The organism is Alsobacter metallidurans (genome assembly GCF_014636935.1).
Lineage (GTDB): Bacteria > Pseudomonadota > Alphaproteobacteria > Rhizobiales > Beijerinckiaceae > Alsobacter > Alsobacter metallidurans.
In genome coordinates, this window is the sequence record NZ_BMES01000001.1 from 1,034,168 (window position 1) to 1,053,612 (window position 19,445).

Annotated in this window: 17 protein-coding genes; 9 read left to right on the forward strand and 8 right to left on the reverse strand. The window is 69.7% G+C overall.

What is annotated here, in order from left to right; translation table 11 throughout:
- The first annotated feature begins 37 nt into the window (after positions 1-37).
- The 4 genes from IEV99_RS04495 to IEV99_RS04510 all read left to right on the forward strand — a co-directional run bounded on the left by IEV99_RS04495 (position 38) and on the right by IEV99_RS04510 (position 4,946).
- Positions 38-706, forward strand: coding sequence for a hypothetical protein (locus tag IEV99_RS04495; protein WP_188516505.1), 669 nt, complete (start codon positions 38-40; stop codon positions 704-706).
- Between the two features lie 124 nt (positions 707-830).
- Entirely contained in the window at positions 831-2,150 is a 1,320-nt protein-coding gene (locus tag IEV99_RS04500; RefSeq protein WP_188516506.1) for a M16 family metallopeptidase, read from the forward strand.
- Between the two features lie 87 nt (positions 2,151-2,237).
- Complete coding sequence (locus IEV99_RS04505; RefSeq protein WP_188516507.1) at positions 2,238-3,527, forward strand: M16 family metallopeptidase; 1,290 nt, start codon at positions 2,238-2,240, stop codon at positions 3,525-3,527.
- A gap of 153 nt (positions 3,528-3,680) precedes the next feature.
- Entirely contained in the window at positions 3,681-4,946 is a 1,266-nt protein-coding gene (locus IEV99_RS04510; RefSeq protein ID WP_188516508.1) for a TadE/TadG family type IV pilus assembly protein, read from the forward strand.
- 12 nt (positions 4,947-4,958) lie between these two features.
- Here the strand turns inward: IEV99_RS04510 and IEV99_RS04515 are convergent, their stop codons facing one another.
- From IEV99_RS04515 to IEV99_RS04525, 3 genes are all read right to left on the reverse strand, one after another.
- Positions 4,959-6,419 (reverse strand): methyl-accepting chemotaxis protein, encoded by a 1,461-nt coding sequence (locus tag IEV99_RS04515; RefSeq protein WP_188516509.1) that lies wholly within the window; start codon positions 6,417-6,419, stop codon positions 4,959-4,961.
- A 3-nt stretch (positions 6,420-6,422) separates the two neighbouring features.
- Complete coding sequence (locus tag IEV99_RS04520) at positions 6,423-6,803, reverse strand: hypothetical protein (RefSeq protein WP_188516510.1); 381 nt, start codon at positions 6,801-6,803, stop codon at positions 6,423-6,425.
- Between the two features lie 470 nt (positions 6,804-7,273).
- Complete coding sequence (locus tag IEV99_RS04525; protein WP_188516511.1) at positions 7,274-8,878, reverse strand: ABC transporter substrate-binding protein; 1,605 nt, start codon at positions 8,876-8,878, stop codon at positions 7,274-7,276.
- Between the two features lie 173 nt (positions 8,879-9,051).
- Between IEV99_RS04525 and IEV99_RS04530 the strand changes: the two genes are divergently transcribed.
- From IEV99_RS04530 to IEV99_RS04545, 4 genes are all read left to right on the forward strand, one after another.
- The gene (locus IEV99_RS04530; RefSeq protein ID WP_188516512.1) at positions 9,052-9,801 is read left to right on the forward strand and encodes a substrate-binding domain-containing protein; all 750 of its coding nucleotides are present in this window, start codon (positions 9,052-9,054) and stop codon (positions 9,799-9,801) included.
- Positions 9,802-9,960: 159 nt separating this feature from the next.
- Entirely contained in the window at positions 9,961-11,835 is a 1,875-nt protein-coding gene (gene mutL, locus IEV99_RS04535; protein ID WP_188516513.1) for a DNA mismatch repair endonuclease MutL, read from the forward strand.
- 42 nt (positions 11,836-11,877) lie between these two features.
- Complete coding sequence (locus IEV99_RS04540; RefSeq protein ID WP_188516514.1) at positions 11,878-12,171, forward strand: AbrB/MazE/SpoVT family DNA-binding domain-containing protein; 294 nt, start codon at positions 11,878-11,880, stop codon at positions 12,169-12,171.
- Positions 12,114-12,461 (forward strand): type II toxin-antitoxin system PemK/MazF family toxin, encoded by a 348-nt coding sequence (locus IEV99_RS04545; RefSeq protein ID WP_188516515.1) that lies wholly within the window; start codon positions 12,114-12,116, stop codon positions 12,459-12,461. Before IEV99_RS04540 ends, IEV99_RS04545 begins: the two co-directional genes overlap by 58 nt.
- Positions 12,462-12,503: 42 nt before the next feature.
- Here the strand turns inward: IEV99_RS04545 and rsmD are convergent, their stop codons facing one another.
- Positions 12,504-13,061, reverse strand: a complete 558-nt coding sequence (gene rsmD, locus IEV99_RS04550) for a 16S rRNA (guanine(966)-N(2))-methyltransferase RsmD (RefSeq protein WP_188516516.1) — start codon at positions 13,059-13,061, stop codon at positions 12,504-12,506.
- Between the two features lie 3 nt (positions 13,062-13,064).
- A complete protein-coding gene (locus IEV99_RS04555) occupies positions 13,065-15,428 on the reverse strand; it encodes a pseudouridine synthase (protein WP_188516517.1) in 2,364 nt (787 codons plus the stop codon).
- Positions 15,429-15,526: 98 nt separating this feature from the next.
- On the opposite strand from IEV99_RS04555, the gene IEV99_RS04560 reads away from it, so the two are divergent.
- The gene (locus tag IEV99_RS04560; RefSeq protein WP_188517645.1) at positions 15,527-15,955 is read left to right on the forward strand and encodes a nucleoside deaminase; all 429 of its coding nucleotides are present in this window, start codon (positions 15,527-15,529) and stop codon (positions 15,953-15,955) included.
- On the opposite strand, the gene IEV99_RS04565 is transcribed toward IEV99_RS04560, so the two are convergent.
- The 3 genes from IEV99_RS04565 to IEV99_RS04575 form a co-directional block, all read right to left on the reverse strand.
- Positions 15,927-16,802 (reverse strand): patatin-like phospholipase family protein, encoded by an 876-nt coding sequence (locus IEV99_RS04565; RefSeq protein WP_188516518.1) that lies wholly within the window; start codon positions 16,800-16,802, stop codon positions 15,927-15,929. The genes IEV99_RS04560 and IEV99_RS04565 overlap by 29 nt on opposite strands.
- A gap of 55 nt (positions 16,803-16,857) precedes the next feature.
- Entirely contained in the window at positions 16,858-18,225 is a 1,368-nt protein-coding gene (locus IEV99_RS04570) for a glutamate--cysteine ligase (protein ID WP_188516519.1), read from the reverse strand.
- Between the two features lie 279 nt (positions 18,226-18,504).
- Complete coding sequence (locus IEV99_RS04575; protein ID WP_188516520.1) at positions 18,505-19,383, reverse strand: DUF937 domain-containing protein; 879 nt, start codon at positions 19,381-19,383, stop codon at positions 18,505-18,507.
- Positions 19,384-19,445 lie beyond the last annotated feature (62 nt).

Consider the following 19,445-nt stretch of genomic DNA (forward strand, 5'->3'; position numbering starts at 1 on the left):
AGAGTTGCAGGGCTGCCGGCGAAAGGGATCGCGTTCCATGGTGTTCAAGCTCTCCACGAAACTGGCCCTCGCGGCCGCCGCCATGGCGGCTTCGCTGTCCTTCGGCACGCCCGCCATGGCCCAGAGCGAGACGCTCAACAGCCTGATGGGCTTCCTGGGTCTGCAGAGCGACGAGAAGCCCGAGATCGAATATCGCGAGCGCGCCCCGCTGGTGGTGCCGCCGAAGATCGAGCTGCGCCAGCCGCAGCAGTCGGCCGCCCGCGGCGCCAACTGGCCGACCGATCCTGACGTCGTGAAGGCGCGCAAGAAGGCCGCCGAGGCCCGCGTGCCCGTGCATGACACGCAGACCTACAAGCTGAACGAGGGCAAGCCGCTCAGCGTCTACGAGATGCGGGCCGGCCGCATGGAGGGCGCCGGCCTTCAAACCGGCCCGGCCAACCCCTACAAGGACGACCTGCGCGCCGAATTCTGGGCCGGCCCCGAGAAGATGCAGAACCGCGGAAAGCTGAGCGGCCCCAAGAAGGACGAGATGCTCGCCGGCGTCGAGCCCGAGCGCCAGTTCCTGACGGATCCGCCCGTCGGCTACCGCGCGCCCTCGGCCCGCGGCGCGATGGCGCTGCCGAAGGCTCCGGTGGAGCCCAAGCTGAGCGACAATCAGGAAGGCAGTCCCTACGAAATGTGGCGCAAGCCCAAGCCCGTCGAATAAGCGAGCGCCTGAAGCCGACCCGAGGGGCCCTGTCGAAAGGCAGGGCCCCTCTCTATATCTGGAGCCACAGCCGGGCGTCGCGTCACCCTGACCTTCGACGCGAGCCCTCCGGTCGAGGATCATCATGACAGTCGCCGACGCTCCCGCCGCCTCTTCCGCACCCGCGCACGGCGAGGGCCCCCAGGTCTCTGATTTCAAGCTCGCCAACGGCCTCGAAGTGGTGGTGATCCCCGATCACCGCACGCCTGTGGTCACGCATATGATCTGGTACCGCAACGGCTCGGCGGATGATCCGATCGGCAAGTCCGGCATCGCGCATTTCCTCGAGCACCTGATGTTCAAGGGCACGGCCAGCCACCCGCAGGGCGAGTTCTCCAACATCGTGGCGGAGCTCGGCGGGCAGGAGAACGCCTTCACGTCGCTGGACTACACGGCCTATTACCAGCGCGTCGCCAAGGAGCACCTCGGCGCCATGATGGAGCTCGAGGCCGATCGGATGAGCAACCTCGTGCTCTCCGACGACGTGGTCGCGCCCGAGCGCGACGTGGTGCTGGAAGAGCGCCGCATGCGGGTCGAGACCGACCCGGGCGCGCAGCTCGGCGAGTCGGTCGCCTCCGCGCTGTTCACGCACCACCCCTACGGCATCCCGATCATCGGCTGGATGCACGAGATCGAGAAGCTGGACCGCACCGACGCGCTGGACTTCTACAAGCGCTTCTACACGCCCGAGAACGCCATCCTGGTGGTGGCCGGCGACGTGACGGCGGACGAGGTCCGCGCCTTGGCCGAGACCACCTATGGCCGCGTGCCCGCGCACGGTCAGGCGCCGAACCGCCAGCGGCCGCAGGAGCCCGAGACGCGCGCCTATCGGCGCGTCAGCCTGGCGGACCCCAAGGTCGAGCAGCCCTCGCTGCAGCAGGCCTTTCTTGCGCCGTCTTACTCCACGGCCGAGCCCGGCGACGCCGAGGCGCTGGACGTGCTGACGCAGATCCTGGGCGCGCACGCGACCGGAAGGCTGCATCGCCGCCTCGTGATGGAGAAGCGGGTCGCCGTCGCGGCGGGCGCCTGGTACCAGGGCACGGCCGTGGACCGGACCCGCGTGGTGCTCTACGCCGTGCCGCGCCCGGGCGTCTCGCTCGAGGACCTCGAGACCGAGATCGAGGCGACGGTGGCCGACCTTGTGGCCAACGGGGTCGACGCCAAGGAACTCGAGCGCGCCAAGACGCGCCTGATCGCCGACACCGTCTACGCCCAGGACAGCCAGGCGTCGCTGGCCCGCATCTACGGCTCCACGCTCGCCACCGGCGGCCGCGTGCAGGACGTGGCGCGCTGGCCGCAAGATATCGAGACGGTCACGGCCGAGGCCGTCCGGCAGGCCGCCGCGCGCTGGCTGCCGCCGCGCCGCTGCGTCAGCGGCTATCTGGTGAAGGACGAGGCGGCCTGAGCCGCGTCGTCCCGATCGCCTGACCCTGTTGTTGTGGCGCGATCCCGGCTGGTTCGGGCGTTGCGCAGTCGAGAATCGAGCATCGCCATGAACGCGCCCGTCCAGCCCGAGAGAGCCTCCCACGCCTCGCGCATCCAGCGCGTCTCCACCCGCTGCGGCGTCGAGGCCTGGCTGGTGGAGGACTATACGGTGCCGCTGGTGGCGCTGGAATTCGCCGCGCTGGGCGGATCCTCGCAAGACCCGGCCGGCAAGCCGGGCGTGTCCTACTTCCTCTCCGGCATCCTGGACGAGGGCGCGGGCCCCTACGATTCCGCCGCCTTTCACGAGCGCCTGGACGAGTTCGCCATCGAGCTGCGCTTTCACACCGACCGCGACGTGTTCTCCGGCCACCTGCGCACGCTCGCCAAGCGCAAGGACGAGGCCTTCGACATGCTGCGCCTCTGCCTCGCGGAGCCGCGCTTCGACGACGAGCCGATGGAGCGTGTGCGCCACCAGATCGAGGCCGGGATTCGGCATGAGATCAACGACCCCGACAGCATGGCGAGCCGGGCCTTTTTCGAGACCGCGTTCCCGGGCCATCCTTATGGCCGCGCCGTGCACGGCTCGCTTGAAAGTCTGCCTACGATCGGCCGGGACGACCTCCTGGACTACCGCCGCCGCGTGATCGCCCGCGACGCCATCCGGATCGGCGTGGTCGGAGCCATCGACGCCGCGACGCTCTCGGCCGCGCTCGACAGCATCTTCGGCGACCTCCCGGCCAAGGCCGAGCGCGCGCCTGTCGCCGACGTTAAGCCGGCCGCGATCGGGACCCGCAAGGTCATCGACCTCGACATCCCGCAATCCTCCGTGCGCTTCGGCGGCCCCGGCTTGGCGCGCCGCGATCCGGACTGGATTCCCGGGCTCGTGGTCAACCACATCCTGGGCGGCGGCGTCTTCTCGGCGCGCCTGTTCCGCGAAGTCCGTGAAAAGCGCGGCCTCGCTTATTCGGTTTACTCGCACCTGGCGCCGCTGCAGCACGCCGCGATGTTCATGGGCGGCACCTCGACCAAGAACGAGCGCACGGCCGAATCCATTGCGCTGATCGAGAGCGAGATCCTCGGCATGGCCGAGCATGGGCCCACCGCGGATGAACTCGACAAGGCCAAGAAGTACCTGATCGGCTCCTATGCGCTGAACTTCGATACGTCGACCAAGATCGCCGGCCAGCTCGTCCGCATCCAGCTCGATGATCTCGGGGTCGACTACATGGACCGGCGCAACGGCCTCGTGCAGGCCGTCACGCTCGAGGACACGGCCCGTGTCGCCAAGCGGCTTCTCGGCGAGGGCAAACTGCTTGTTACAGTGGTGGGACGCCCAGTGGGACTGTACTCGGAATAATAATTCGGTGTCTTTTGGATTATCCAAAATCAATATTAACTACGCAGTAGCCACAATCTCTTTCGTGTTGCTAAATAACATTTTTTTATAGAGTCGAAGACTATCGTTCGGCAACCGAGCGCACATGGTTGCTCGTCCGGATGATAGAGTACGATGTTCGCTGCCCACGCCCGACGCCTTCGAGCCGATGAGCGCGGCGCCGTCGCGGTCGTGTTCGCGTTCGTGCTGATCCCGATGGTGCTCTTCGCCGGCGTGGCGATGGACTACACGCGCTTCGCATCCGCGAAAGCCAAGCTCGACGCAGCCGCCGATGCAGCCGTGCTGGCGGCCACCAGCAACTCCACCAATACGGCCTCGGCCGAGGCGGCCCGCAAGATCGCGCAGGACCTGTTCTCCACCCTCGCCGACAACGCTCGGCCGCTGAACGTCGATGGACTGAACGTCACCGTGAGCGACAAGGGTGTCGACCGCACCGCGCAGCTTTCCTACACGGCTCGCATGCGCACGACGCTTGGCGGCGTCGTGGGCATGGAGTGGATGACCGCCAACGGCTACGCGACATCCGCGCAGAGCCGCGCGCCCTACCTTGACTTCTACCTCGTGCTCGACAACTCGCCCTCCATGGGCGTGGGCGCGACCACGGCCGACATCGCCAAGATGGTGGCCAACACGAGCGACAAGTGCGCCTTTGCGTGCCACGACATGTCGAACGCCAACAACTACTACGACCTCGCCAAGAAACTGGGCGTCACGACCCGCATCGACGTGCTGCGCTCCGCGACTCAGAGCCTGATGGACACGGCCGCCAGCCTCGCCGCGATGCCGAACCAGTTCCGCATCGGCATCTATGACTTCGGCGCCGACGCCGCCAACGCCAAGCTCACCGAAATTACGCCGCTGACCCCCATCCTGGCCAACGCAAAAGCCAAGGCGGGCACGATCGACCTGATGACGGTGCCGTACCAGAACTACAACAACGACATGCTGACGCCGCTGACCGCGATCATGCAGGCCGCCAACCAGACCATCTCGGATCCGGGCGACGGCTCCGGCCCGTCCACGCCCCAGAAGGTGATGTTCCTGGTCTCGGACGGCGTGGCGGATGAGTACAACCCCACCGGCTGCAGCCGGCCGACAGCCGGCGGCGGCCGCTGCCAGGCGCCCATCACGGTGTCGCAGTGCGACGCCATCAAGGCGCGCGGAGTCCGGATCGCGGTGCTCTACACCACCTACCTGCCGCTGCCGACCAACGGTTGGTACAACACCTGGCTGGCGCCCTTCGCGGGCGCGATCAGCCCCCGGATGTCGGCCTGCGCCAGCCCGGGCCTGTTCTTCGAGGTCAGCCCATCCCAGGGCATCGCGGAGGCCATGGCGGCGCTGTTCAAGCAGGCCGTGGTGGTCGCCCGCCTCACCAAGTAAGGCGCCGGCGCGTCAGACTTCCTGCACCAGCTTGTGCAGGAAGCGCTCCACATCCGTGTTGAGCCGGTCCGCCGCGAGCTGGACCGAGGTGGCGGCGCTGCCCGCCGTGAGCGCGCTGCCCTTGGTGCGGTCCGCCGCGCCCGCCGCCCGCGTCGAGAACTCGCGCATGTTCTCCGCGCCACGCGAGATGAAGCTCACCGCGGTGGCGATTTCCTCGATGGCGGCGTGCTGCTGCTCCACCGAGGCGGCGATCTCGATGGCGCTCTCGTCGATGCTGTCCAGCGCCGACGCGAAGAACCGAACGCCGTCCACGGTGCGCTTGGAGATGCTCACCACTTCGTCCACCTGCCGCTCGATCGCGACCGCCGCCGTGGCGGTCTGGGCCGAGAGGGACTTCACCTCGTTGGCCACCACCGCGAAGCCACGGCCGGCCTCGCCGGCGCGCGCCGCCTCGATGGTGGCGTTGAGGGCCAGGAGGTTGGTCTGCTGGGCGACGTTGCGGATCATGTCCACGAAGGAGGCGATGCGGTCGATCGAGCCCGAGAGCTCGTCGGCCAACGCCTGCGCCTCGGCTGCGCGGTCGCGGCCCTGGCAGGTTAGCATTGCGGTTTCGCTCATCCGGTTGGCGATCTCGCCGATCGCGCTGGTCAGCTCCTGCGTGGCCATGTGCACCATCGGGGCGCGCTCGGCCGTCGAGGCCGCGCAATCCTCCACCTGGGTGGCGAGCTCCGACGCGCTGGTCGACATCGTGGTGAGCGACCCGCTGGTGTCGTGCATCTCGCGCGCAGCCTGATCGAACGATCCGCGCAGCTCCGCGATCGTCTGCGGAAAGGCCCTGGCCATGTCGACGATGTGCCGGTGTGCGCGGCTCTCGCGCTCCGCCACGAGCTGGTAGTCGGCCGCCAGCCTAGCGGCTTCGGCGCGCGATTCTTCGGCCTGCGCGAGCGCCCGCTCGCTGGTGCCGAAGGCTTCGGCGAGCTTGCTCGTGAGTAACGACAGGGCCGCCACTTCCACCGCCACCACGAAGCCGTGCAGCAGAACCCGCGCCATGCTGGACGCGGCCGGGAACACCGCGCCCGGATACACGGCGTTCAGCACGAGATGGTGCAAGACCACGAAGCCGGCCGCCGCCACGAGGGACCGCCAGCAGCACCACGCCGCCGCGATCGCCAGCGCGGCGAAGAACGTCATGTGGACGTCCAGGATGACGCCCGAACCCTCGGCGCAGAGCAGATAAAGCGCCCCGTAGGCCACAATCGCGATGGAGGTTACGACCCGCGTCGCCAGGACCGTGCCCCAGGCGCGGTAGGCGGCTGAGCACGCCAGCGTCAGCGTGAGGCTGACGGCGATCAGCAGCGCAGCCTGCTCACGCTCGGCCAGCAGCGCGAGGCCGGCCACCAAGGCGGCGTTGAACCAGAGAAACGCAAGAAACCGTGGCGCGACCCACGCGCGAAATTGTTGAAGCATGGTCATGGGTCAGCTCTTGGACGGAGTGGCGCAGGCGAAGGACGACAGCGGGCTGAGGACCAGCAATGCGCCGGCCCGGCGCAGCCGGGCCCGGAATCCGTCGTCGTCAGCGGTTGCGATGACGATCCAGGACCAACTGGCGGCGCGCACGATCTGGCCGTCGCTGCGCGCCACCAGCGAGGCGGCGGCTTCCGCCCCGAAAGGATTGACCACTATCGCGTAGGGCCCCGGCCCTCGGGCGCCCAACTCGAGCAAGAGTAGCGGGACCAGAATGGCCGTGATCGCCCCCAGTATCGCAAGCGTTTCGGCGCAGCGCGCCGGAATCGCGCGCCACGTGTCGCCAGTCGCGCGGGGGATCGCGATGGCGCTCGCATAGTCTGTAGGGAGCACTAATATAGTCCGAGAGTTGTAAGACCTCTCTTTTCTGGCGCGGATTTCTGAAGAGCCGATTAAGTCCACATTTATCAGGTCGTTAAATCGATTTTAGCAAGAGATCGCCCTGGGGCGCTGGCGGGCTGGGTAGGCTCGTCACGGCTGCGGTGCTGAACGTCCGGCGCGGGTTTGTAGTACAGCTGCCTGCGTGCATGTAAGCCATTGATTTGCAATGGAAATGATGACGCTGGCAGAGCGGCTCTGTGCCAAGCCGCCCATTGGGCGCTCGCATACCGGGGATATGCAGGATCTATCCCTGTTTCACATCGCTCAATACCACGGCTGTCCCAAGCGCCGCCGGGGCGGCCTGCACGGCGCAACGGCGTCCGCCACATCTGTAGATTATAGCGCCAGCGACAACGCGCCACAGGCTCGCCGGCGATCAACTCGGAGGGCGGCGCATCGCTGCGCCGCCGCTCGATGGCGCGCTACTGCATCCCGATGGTGGTCAGATCCTGGAACCAGTGCTGCGCCTGCACGAAGCTCTTCACCTTGGGCGAGAGCGCGTGCGGGTTGGTGTCGTGCACGGCCCAGACCAGCACAGCATCGTCGACGATCAGCGTGTGCGCCTGCGCGAGCAGCTTGTCCTGCTCGGCCACGTCGAAGCTCTTCTTCGCCTGGTCGATCAGCGCGTCCACCTTGGGGTTGGCGTAGTAGCCCCAGTTCACGCCCACCGGCGCCACCTGGCCCGAATGGAAAAAGCGCACCAGCGCGTAAAGCGGGTCCGACGTCACGTAGGCGACGTTGTTGGCCGACACGCTGGCGTTCATTTCGTCCTTCGCGCCCTTGCGCCATTGCGTGTAGAGCACCTCCAGCTCCACCGGCTTGAACGACACGTCGATGCCGACCTCCTTCAAGTTCTGCTGAATGTACTCGTTCATCGGCAGGCTCTGCATCTGCCCGGTTCCGCCGGTCGCGATCGCGAAGGTCGCCTTCAGCGGCTTCTCGGGCGAGTAGCCTGCTTCCCTCACGAGCGCCTTGGCGGCCTCCGGATCATACTTGATGTCGAAGCTTGGCTTGCCGAACCATGGGCTCGACGGGTCGACCTGACCCTTGGCGGGGCTCGCCAGCCCGCCCAGCAGCTCCACCAGGCCGGCGCGGTCGATCGCGAGGTTCATGGCCTTGCGCAGGCGGATGTCCGTCCACGGCGAGCCGGGCAGCACGCTCAGATGATAGTTCCAGACGTGGGGCGTTACGTTGTCGACGATCTTGAACCCGCCGCTCTTGATTTGCGGCACGGTGTCGGGCGCCGGCGCCTCGATGATGTCCACCTGCCCGGAAAGCAGCGCGTTGGTGCGGTTCAGCGCCTCAGGAAGCGGCACCAGCACGAGCTTGTCGACCTTCGGGATGCGCTTGGGGTTCCAGTAGCCGTCGTTCTTCACCATCTCGGCGCGCTGGCGCGGCTGAAACGAGGTGAGCTTGAACGGCCCCGTGCCGGAGGGCTGCGACGCGAACTTGTCCCAGTCCTTTCCGACCTTTTCGAACTGCGCCGGGCTCGACACCAGGAACCACAGCATCTGGTAGGGAAAGAAGCTGTCCACGTCCTTGGTGGTGATCTCCACCGTCGCGTCGTCCACCTTGCGCCAGCTTGCCACGGAGGGGAGCCTCGGCCGCACCTGCGCGCTCTGGCGCTTGTCGAATTGGGCGGACTTGTCGTCCAGCACCTTGTCCAGGTTCCAGATTACCGCGTCGGCGTTAAAATCGCTGCCGTCGTGGAACTTCACGCCTTGGCGCAGGGAAAAGCGCCAGACTTTCGGGTTGGCGGCGTCCACGGTCCAGCCGGTCGCGAGGCCCGGCACGAGCTTGCCCGGGCGGTCGGAGACGTCCATCTCCCAGGCGACCAGCGGGTCGTACAGCGTGTAGCCGGTGAACTGGTAGGCGCCCGCGCCGCGGTCGGGCTGGCCGGTGGTCAGCGGGATGTCGGCCAGCGACATGCCATAGCGCACCACGGTTTCGGCGGAGGCGATCGAAGACACGGCGGCCGAACCGGCCAGAACGGCGATAAACGCTGCGGACAGCAATCTGCGGTGCATTGCGGGCTCCCTTGAAGGAAGCTCTTGCTCTGCAAGTGGGATGCCAAATGCCAAGCCGTTAAGCGGCTCCTTCTCAAGGCTGCGTGAACGTTGTCGCTCCTGGCTTGAATGCGGCGAGCACACGCCCGAAGCTGCGCCCGGAGGCGCCCGCGAGCGGCGCCCGGGAGGAACGCATGAAGGTTACAGCATTCATCGTTGCGGGAGCCGCGGGACTCGGCGCCGGTTCGGCCACCGCGGGCGAGATCCGGCTCGTCGGCACCGGCGCGGTGAAACACACCATCGAGAAGCTTTCGGAGGACTTCCGCCTGCGCACCGGCCATGAGGTTCGCGGCGCCTATGCGACCGCCGGCGTGGTGACGAGTCGCATCGAGGGCGGCGAGGCCGCCGAAATCGTGGCGTCGAGCCGCGCCAGCATCGCCACGCTGGTGAAAGCCGGCAAGGTTGCCGGGGAGGCGCGCGACCTCGGACAGGTCCGCGTCGCCATGGCGGTGCGGTCCGGCGCTCCGAAGCCTGACCTTTCGACCCCCGAGGCCTTGAAAGCGGCCCTGCTGGCGGCGGCCAGCGTCGGCTATGGCGACCCCGGGACGGGCGCCACCACGGGCATCCACTTCGCCAAGCTGCTCGAGCAGCTGGGCGTCGCCGACGTCGTGAACGCCAAGGCGAACCTGCAGAAGGACGGCCTCGACGTGATGAAGGAGGTCGCGGAGGGCCGCGCCGCCGTCGGCATCACGCAGGCCAGCGAAGTGCAGGCGGTCGCGGGCGTCGACTTTGCGGGATACCTGCCCGAGGCCCAGCAACTCGTCAGCACCTACACGGCGGCTCTGACGCCGGCCGGCGCCAGGAACCCCGTCGCGTCCGCGTTCCTGGCCTTTATCGCCGGGCCTGAAGGCAAAGCCGCCTTCAAGGCGGCGGGCTTCGACTAGTCCGGCCCGCCGCTTGCGGCCGCCCTCGCTTCTCTCGTGGAGAGCCGCGAGGGGAGGCGATCCAGCCCTAGCCCGAGGCGCCGGCGCGTCCTACTCTGTGGCCATGTCCAACCTGGGAATCACCACCCGCAGCCCGGTTCGCTGGGCGTCGCTTTGATCATGGCCGTTCGTCGCCTCGATCCCGTGCTGGTGGATCGCATCGCGGCCGGCGAGGTCGTGGAGCGGCCCGCCTCAGCCGTGAAGGAACTCGTCGAGAACGCCTTGGACGCCGGCGCCAGCCGGATCGAGGTGGTGATCGAGGGCGGCGGGCGCAGCCTCATCCGCGTGGTGGACGACGGGCTCGGCATGACGCCCGAGGACCTCGACCTCGCGGTGGAGCGCCACGCCACCTCCAAGCTGCCGGACGGCGACCTGTTCGCCATCGACACGCTGGGCTTCCGCGGCGAGGCGCTGCCCTCCATCGGGGCGGTGGCGCGTCTCCACATCGCGACCCGGCGAAACGGCGCGCCGCATGGCTCGTCCATCCTGGTGGACGCCGGACTGAAGCATAGCGTCCGCCCCGCCGCCGTCGACCGCGGCACCCGCGTCGAGATCGCCGACCTGTTCTACGCCACCCCGGCGCGCCTCAAATTCCTGAAGACCGACCGCGCCGAGGCGCAGGCCGTCGCCGACATGCTGAAGCGCCTCGCCATGGCGCATCCGCACGTGCGCTTCGAACTGGGCGGGGAGGGCGCTCCGGCGCTGGACTACCCCGCCGCCGTGGACCTCGACCCCGCCGCCGCGCTGGCCCGCCGCCTGGCGCAGGTGATGGGCCGCGATTTCGTCGACAACGCCTTGCCGGTGGATGCCTGGCGCGAGGACGTCGGCCTCGCCGGCCTCGCTGGCCTGCCCACCGCGCACCGGCCCACCGGCGCGGCCATCCACCTCTTCGTCAACGGTCGCCCGGTGCGCGACAAGCTGCTGCTCGGCGCCGTGAAGGGCGCCTACGCGGACGTGGTGCCGAGCGGCCGCCACCCCGCGCTGGCGCTGTTCGTCACCTGCCCGGCGCGACTGGTGGACGTCAACGTCCACCCGGGCAAGAGCGAGGTGCGCTTCCGCGACCCCGGCCTCATCCGCGGCCTCGTGGTGGGGTCGCTGAAGCAGGCGCTGGCCGGCGCCGGCCACCGCGCTTCCAACACGGTGGGGTCGGCGACCATCGACGCGCTGCGGGCCCACACCGGCGCGCAGGCGCCGCGCTCCTGGCTCGCCTCGCCGGCGACGCGCAACCTCGACTGGAACTGGCGCGCCAGCCCGGCCGCCCCCGCTGAGCCGCCTGGGCCCGCCGGTTACGACACTGGCCCCGCCCCCGCCTTCGGCTTCGCCGAAGCCGCCCAGGCCGCCTTCGCGACTCTCGCCGACCCTGCGGCCGACGGCCGCGCGGCCGCCTTCGCGCCCGCGCCGGACCAGCTGGAACGTCCCCTCGGCGCCGCCCGGGCGCAGCTGCACGACACCTACATCGTCGCGCAGACCCGCGACGGCGTGGTGATCGTCGACCAGCACGCCGCGCACGAACGCCTCGTCTACGAGCGCCTGAAGGCCGAGCGCGCCGCCGCCGGCGGTGTTTCCCGCCAGATGCTGCTGATCCCCGCCGTGGTCGACCTCGACCCCGTGGAGGTCGACCGGCTGGCCGAAAAGGCGGACCTGCTCGCCGCGCTCGGCCTCGTGATCGAGCCCTTCGGCCCCGGCGCGGTCGCGGTGAGCGAAGTCCCGGCCGCGCTCGCGGGCGCGGACGTCGCCGCCTTGGTGCGCGACCTCGCGGACTCGCTGGAGGAATGGGGCGGCGCCCTGGCGCTGGAAGACCGCCTCGACCACGTGCTGGCGACCTTCGCGTGCCACCACTCGGTGCGCGCCGGTCGACGCCTCAAGCCGGAGGAAATGAACGCCCTCCTGCGCGAGATGGAGGCGACGCCGCTCTCCGGCCAGTGCAACCACGGCCGGCCGACCTATGTGGAGCTCAAGCTCGCCGACATCGAGCGGCTGTTCGGGCGACGGTGAGGGGCGCTTGTTGGTTGGCAAGCGTTCACTTATGATTTCGGAATGAAGTCGACGATCGTGAACCTGGGCAGCACACGCGGTTTGCGCCTGCCGGATGAGATCCTTGACGCGGCGGGGGTTACCCATGCCGTGAACGTCGAGCTGCGCGGCGACGAAGTCGTTCTGACTGCCGCGGACGAACACGTTGAGGCCGAGGGCATCGACGGTGTTGGATCGGCGGACGAAGACAGCGTTTTGAGCCGGATCGGCGAAACTGATTTCGATCACGAGGAATGGGAATGGCCGAACGATTTCGACGGCCTCCGGCGCCCAGTCGTTTCGAAGCCTGTCTCGTAGATCTCGATCCAGTCGTCGGTTCCGAGATCGCCAAGAAGAGGCCATGCGTCGTGGTGTCTCCCGACCGCCTGAACGCCACCTTGGCGACGGCCCTTATCGTTCCGCTGACATCGAGGAGGCGCGGTTGGGATCACCGCGTGCCGCTGCTGTTCGACGGCGTTCGGGGCGAACTCTGCACCGACCAGTTACGCGCGGTCAGCAAGGAGCGCCTTCGCCGCTACCTCGGCGTTCTCGACCCGATCACCGCGCGCCGACTGTCTTCGTCCTTGCAGTCGCTTTTCGCTGATTGAAGCGTCGTCCCACCGCTTGAGCCAGCGGAGTCGAACGCCGCCTCACGGCGCCACGCGCGCGAACGCCACCTGCGTGTCGCCGTAGTCGCGCCGTTCCAGCAGCGTGAAGCCGTTCGGCAGCGTGAGTTCTGCCTCGGCGTGCTCTTCCACCACCAGCAGCGCGCCTGGGGCCAGCCAGCCGCCGGCGAGCGCGGAGGCGAGCGCCAGGGGGGCGAGGCCCTTGCCGTAGGGCGGGTCGCAGAATACGAGCCCAAAGGGCGCGTTCGGGTGCGCGGCCCCGAGCTTGGTCGCGTCGCGGCGAAACACCTTGCTGAGGCTGGCGGCGCCGAGCGCCTCGATGTTGCTTTTCGTCAGGCCGCGACCCTCTGCGGAATCGTCCACGAACAGCGCGTAGGCGGCGCCGCGTGACAACGCTTCAAGCCCCATCGCGCCCGTGCCGGCGAAGAGGTCGAGCACGCGCGCGCCGTGGACCGGGTCCTCGTGCGCATGAGCGAGGATGTTGAAGATTGTCTCGCGCAGCCGATCGGAGGTCGGCCGCACGGCTTGCGTCTTCGGGCTCGCGAGCGCCCGGCCCTTGAACCGGCCGCCGACGATCCGCATGGGTCAGCCTTCGCGCGGCCGCCGGGGCGGACGTCCGCCCGCGCCGCCGGAGCCGCCGCGCCCAGGACCCGAGCCGCCACGGCCGGGCCCTTTGGAGAAGCCGCCCGGCTTGCCGCCAGGAGCTCCGCGTGACGCGCCAGGACCGCCGCGCGAACCGCCGGGGCCGCTCGGCCTGTCGCCGCGCGCCTTGAACCCGCCTTCGGGCCGATCGCTCCGCGTGGGGCGATCTCCCCGTGCGGGTCGATCGCCGCCGCCGGCGGGCCGCTCGCCCCTGGGTTTGAAGCCCTCGCCGCCACGATCGTCGCGCGGCTTGAAGGTGCGCGGCTTGCGCGCGCCGCCCTCGCCGTCAGCCTTGCGTCCCTCGAACCACAGATCGCGCTTGGGCCGGTCATCGCCGCCGCTGCGCGGCCGCTCGTCGCGTTCGCGGGGCGCATAGCTACGCTTCTCGCCTGAGCCGGCCCGGTCGCCGCCGAAGCTGCGCTTGGGGCCGCCCGTGGGCCGGTCGCCGAAGCTGCGCCGCTCGCCGCGCTCGCCCGCCGGGCGCTCGCGCCGGTCGCCCTCTGGGCGGGCCCGGAAGGGCCTGTCAGACCGCGGCCGCTCCGCGCCATCGTCGCGCGGCCTTGCGGAAGCGCGACGCTGGGGGCGGTCCTCTCGGGGCGTTTCGCGCTCGAAGGCGGCCGGATCGGCCTTGATCCGCTCCACCTTCACGGCGCGGCCCTTGGGGTCCTTCACCGCGCCGGCGCGCGAGCGCACCTTGTCGGCGCTTTCGGCGCGGGCCAGCTTGGGGTCGGCGCCCCGGCGCGGGACCTTGCCGCGCGGCACGTTGGCCTCGGCGTCGTCGGCGCGCCAGATGCTGGTCAGCGGCTCCATCGGATGCCGGCGCTTGGGCTTGGGCTTCTCGTCGCCCTCCGTCTCGCCGAAACGGCCCGCCGGGCGACGGTCGTCGCGAGCCCCGCGGTCGTCCCGACCGCCACGGTCGTCACGACCGCCACGGTCGTCTCGGTCCTGGCCCCAGCTGCGGCCGGCGCCGCGCTCGGGGGCGTCGTCACGGCTGCGCCGCTTCGGGCGGTCGTCGCCCGTCACGGCGTCGCGCGCCGTTTTGGCCTTGGGCCGGAAGTCGTCCTCGTCATACACGAATACCGGCGCGTCGAAGTCCACCTCCGCCTGGGCGGCGAGATCGACCCCGAGCTGGTCCTGCAGCACGCGGGTGGGGATTTCCTCGGCCGCGCCCTCGGGCAACTCGTTGAGCTGGAACGGGCCGAAGGAGAGCCGGATCAGCCGGTTCACCTGCAGGCCCAGATGCTCGAGGATCTTCTTGACCTCGCGGTTCTTGCCCTCGCGCAGGCCCAGCGTCAGCCAGGCGTTGTCGCCTTGCGCGCGGTCCAGCGTGGCTTCCACGGGGCCGTAGTTCATGCCCTCCACGGTGACGCCGTCGCGCAATGCGTCGAGCTGCGGCTGCGTGATCTCGCCAAAGGCGCGCACGCGGTAGCGGCGCAGCCAGCCGGTCTCGGGCAGCGACAGCACGCGCGCCAGCCCGCCGTCATTGGTGAGCAGCAGCAGGCCCTCGGTGTTGATGTCGAGGCGTCCGATCGTGATCACGCGCGGCAGGCCGGGCGGCAGCGCGTCGAACACGGTGCGACGGCCCTCAGGGTCGCGCACCGTGGTCACCACGCCGCGCGGCTTGTGGAACATGAACAAGCGCGTGCGCTCGCGAGTCGGCAGCGGCGCGCCGTCCACCACGATCTTGTCGTTGGCGTTCACGTCCAGCGCCGGGCTGGTCAGCGTCACGCCGTTCACGGCGACGCGGCCGGCCTCGATCCACGCCTCGGCGTCGCGGCGCGAGCACAGGCCCGCGCGGGCGATCACCTTGGCGATGCGCTCGGAAAACTCCTTGCGCGGCGCCGCCTCGGCGGTTTTGCGGGATTTGAAGTCACGGCCGCCCTTGGCGTCGTCGCGTGCTTTGAAGTCGCCCTTTGGCGCTGCGCGTCCCGCGCCAAAGCTCTTGCGTTCGCCGCCCTCGGGGCGGGCCCGGAACAACCGCTCGCCGCCTTCGGCGCGCGCGGGCCGGCTGCCTTGCGGCCGATCACCTTGTGGCCGGTCACCTTGCGGTCGGGCGCTGCGCTGCGGCCGGTCGCCTGTCGCGGGCCGCTCCGGGCGCGCCGGGCGGTCGCCGTCGAAGCGCCTCGGCCGGGCGTCGCCCTCGGGACGCGGACCGCGCGCGGGGCGGTCGTCGCCGCCGCGGCCCTTTGCGGGTCCGCCGGAGCGTGGGCCGAAGCTCTTGCCGCCGCGGCTGTCGCCGCCGCCGGCGCCGCCACGGGATGGAGGCCGGCCCTTGCCGCCGCCGCGATCATTCGTTCTGTCGTTCATTGGCCGCTGATAGAGCATTTCGTGCCGAAGTGGTATCGGCTTCACGAAACTTCCTTGCCGACAAGGACCTCGCCGTGCCCGAAATCCGTCCCGACCCCATGGCGCTGGCGCTGGACGAGGCGCGCGCCGCCGCAGCGCGAGGCGAGGTGCCGGTGGGCGCCGTGGTGGTGCGCGACGGCGCCGTTCTGGCGGTGGCGGGCAATAGGACGTTGGCGGACCATGATCCCTCCGCGCATGCCGAGATGCTGGCCATCCGGCAGGCCTGCGCGGCGATCGGCTCCGAGCGGCTGGTCGGCTGCGATCTCTACGTCACGCTGGAGCCCTGCCCGATGTGCGCCGGCGCGATCTCGTTCGCGCGCATCCGGCGGCTTTATTTCGGCGCAGGCGACCCCAAGGGCGGCGCGGTGGAGCATGGCGTCAGGCTCTACGCGTCGCCCACCTGCCACCACGCCCCAGAGGTCTATGGCGGGCTGCGCGAGAGCGAGGCGGCCACGATGCTCAGGGCCTTTTTCGCCGAGCGGCGCTGACCCTGGCCGGCGCGAACGCCGCGTCGAGGTCGCGCTTGAACTGCTCCTTGGCGGGCTCGGCCGCCAGCAGAATCGCCTTGGCGCGAAAGAAGTCGAGACCCCGGAAGCCGTCCACGGCCGGACGCACCAGGATGTCGGGCGCGCGCGCCTTCAGCTTCTCGGCCACGATCGCGCCCTGCATGATCTGCGATGCGCCCAGCATGGCCTCGGATGCCTCCGGGGCGGCCTTGGTGTCGGGGACCGGTCCGCCCGTCACGTCCACGGCGATCACCACGGTCCCGGGGCCGTCCATGCCCTCGAACGGCAGCGGGTTCACGGCCCCGCCGTCAATGAACACGCGCCCGCCGGCCAGCACCGGCCGCACCAGCCCGGGGATCGCCATGGAGGCCGCGACGGCGCTCACCAGCGGCCCGCTCGCGAAGCGGTGCTCGACGCGGCCGTAATAGTCCGTCGCCACCGCCTGGAACGGGATCGCCAGGTCCTCGATCGCATCCGGCACGGCCTCCGGCCAGAACAGGTCGAGCAGCTTTTCGCCGTCCACCAGCACCGGGTTGCCGAGCCCGGAGAACAGGTCCGTGAGCTTGCCGACGCGCGCCTGCAGCACGCGCGACATCACCTGAGCGCGGTCGCGCAGCCGCGACAGCGCATAGGCGCGCAGGTCCTTGCCCGAAACGCCGCTCGCATAGGCGGCCCCCACGATGGCCCCGATGGAGGTGCCCGCAATCGCGGCCGGCCGCAGCCCGAGCTCGTCCAGCGCTTCCAGCATGGCGATGTGCGCGAGGCCGCGCGCGCCGCCGCCCCCGAGGGCGAGCGCGATACGGGGAGAGGAGGGCCGTGCGCTGGTCATGCCGCACGATAGCGCAAGCGCGCCGCCGTGGTCATGCGCGCTGCCGTCGCGGCGATCAGAGCGCGTTCTGGTCGAACACGGGGTCGACCGAGCCGCCCCAGGCGCCGTGGAACTGCTCCAGCAGCACGTCCGCGCGGGTGCGTCCCGTGGCCACGACCTCGTCCAGCGGCGCGAGGTAGCGCGTCTCGTCCTGTCCGTCGTCGAGCCTGGCGCGGCGGGCCAGCCCCTGCCGGGCGAGCGCCAGCACCTCCCGGGCGACGTCGCGCACGCTGCGGCCCGCCACGGTGGCGTCCAGAGCCTGGCGCGGAACCGCGTCGCGCAGCGCCTGCCGATCGTCGGCGGTCCAGCCCTTCACCAGCTGCCAGGCCTGGTCCAGCGCCGCCTCGTCATACAGCAGCCCCACCCAGAACGCCGGCAGCGCGACCACCATGTCGGACGTCCCCATGTCGGCGCCGCGCATCTCCAGGTAGCGCTTCAGCCGCACCTCGGGAAACAGCGTCGAGAGGTGGTTGGCCCAGTCCGAGATCGTCGCGCGCTCGCCCGGCAGCTGGGCGAGCTTGCCGTCCAGCAAGTCGCGGAACGAGGCGCCGGCGACGTCGTGGTAATGGTCGCCGCGCTTCACGAAATACATCGGCACGTCGAGCGCGTAGTCGACATAGCGCTCGAAGCCCATGCCGTCTTCGAACGCGAACGGGATCATGCCCGAGCGGTCGTTGTCCGTGTCGCGCCAGATCTCGGACCGCACGGTCTTGAAGCCGTTGGGCTTGCCCTCCGTGAACGGCGAGTTGGCGAACAGCGCCGTCGCGATCGGCTGCAGCGCCACCGACACGCGCAGCTTGCGCACCATGTCGGCCTCGGAGGCGAAGTCGAGGTTCACCTGCACCGTGCAGGTGCGGAACATCATGTCGAGCCCGCGCGAACCCACCTGCGGCATGTAGCGGCGCATGATGCCGTAGCGCTGCTTGGGCATCACGGGCGTCTGCTCGCGCGTCCACACGGGGCTGTGTCCGAGCCCCAGGAAGCGCACGCCGATCTGGCCCGCCACCGAGTTCACGGCCTCCATGTGCTGCACCAGCTCGGAACGCGTCTCGTGCAGCGTTTCCACAGGGGCGCCCGAGAGCTCGAATTGCCCGCCGGGCTCCAGCGAAATGGCGCCGCCGCCCATCGGGTCCGCGAGCCCGATGATGGCCTCGCCGTCTAGAATCGGCTCCCAGCCGATGCGCGATTCAAGACCCTTCAGGATCGCCTCGACGCCCCTTGCGCCCGCATACGGCACCGGCGCGTGGTCGTGCGCGTAGAAGCCGAACTTCTCGTGCTCGGTGCCGAGGCGGAACTCGGACGCGGGTTTGTTGCCCTGTTCAAACCAGGCGACCAGCTCGGCGCGGCTTTCAATCGGCGTCGGGTCGGACTGGTCACGGGCCATGGGAGATCCTGAACTCCGGCGCGAGGGGTGCGCGGGACCCGTTCATTAAAGCCCCCGGCGCAACGAAGCAATGACAGGAACGGGTCAGATGCTTGCACAAACGCAAAACTCGAGGCGGAGGGCGCACGCGCGCGTTCCGCTCCGCGGCGCCACCTCCTCGCCGTCGTGGCGAGCGCTAGCGAAGCAATCCAGCGTGAAAGGCCCGGCGTAAGGCTGCATCGCTCCGCCTCCGGCTCGCATTGGCGGGAGGAAATGGGGGCCTCGAGCTCAAACGGCCACTCACTTGGAGGGCGTTGTCTCGGGTTTCTCGCCGCCCCACACCTGGGTCATCACGTTTTGGAGATTGCGCAGGTGCTGCTGCTGCACTTCGCGGCCAGTTTCCACCAATTGCGTGAAGGCGTCGAAATCCGGCGCGGTCGGGGCCGCAGCCGGGGCGGTCTGATCAGGCGCACCCGGCGCGGGCGGCGTGTCGGCGACGGGTGAGGGCGCTTCGCCGGGCGCATCGGCCTTCGGCGTCGCGGCGCGCTCCATGATGCCGGCCAGCATGGCGCCGATGCCGGCGGGGTCGAACATGTTGGGCTCGTCGGCCTTGGCGGGCTCGGGCTTGGGCGGCGGCGGGCCGCCCACCAGCTCACCCAGGATCTCGCCCCAGTTCTCGGGCACGCCCATCGGAAAGGCGGCCGGCTTGGCTTCGGGCTTGCCGCCCATCGCCTTGGAGAAAGCCTCCATGGCGCTCGCCATCGCGCCGCCGAAGGTCTGCCACGCGCCGCCGGTCAGCATGGCCGCCATGGCGGGCATCATCTGCTGCATCACGGCCGAGCTCATGCCGGTGGCGGTCGCCGCCTGCTGGGCGATTTGCGGACCGAGCTGTGGCGAGCCGAACAGCGCCGCCATCACCTGCTGGCCCTGCTGCATCCCCTGCGGCGAGAACGGCTGGATCGCGCCAGGCTGCTGCGTCGGCGGAATCGACAGGGCGGCCATCAGAAAGGGCCAGGCCTGCGGGTTTTTCAGCTGCTGGCGCAGCGCCAGCGTAAAGGCCGGCAGCAGCGCGTCAACGGCGGCCTCGCTCTGCTGCGGCGTCAGGCCGAACTGGCGGGAAAAAGCATCCAGGGCGTTCCCGCCCTGCGCCTTTTGCATCATGTCGAACAGATTGATCATCCCGGTCCCAGACCTGCGCCCGCATGACGTCCCCGGAAAACCGGATCATGACATTGCAAGCG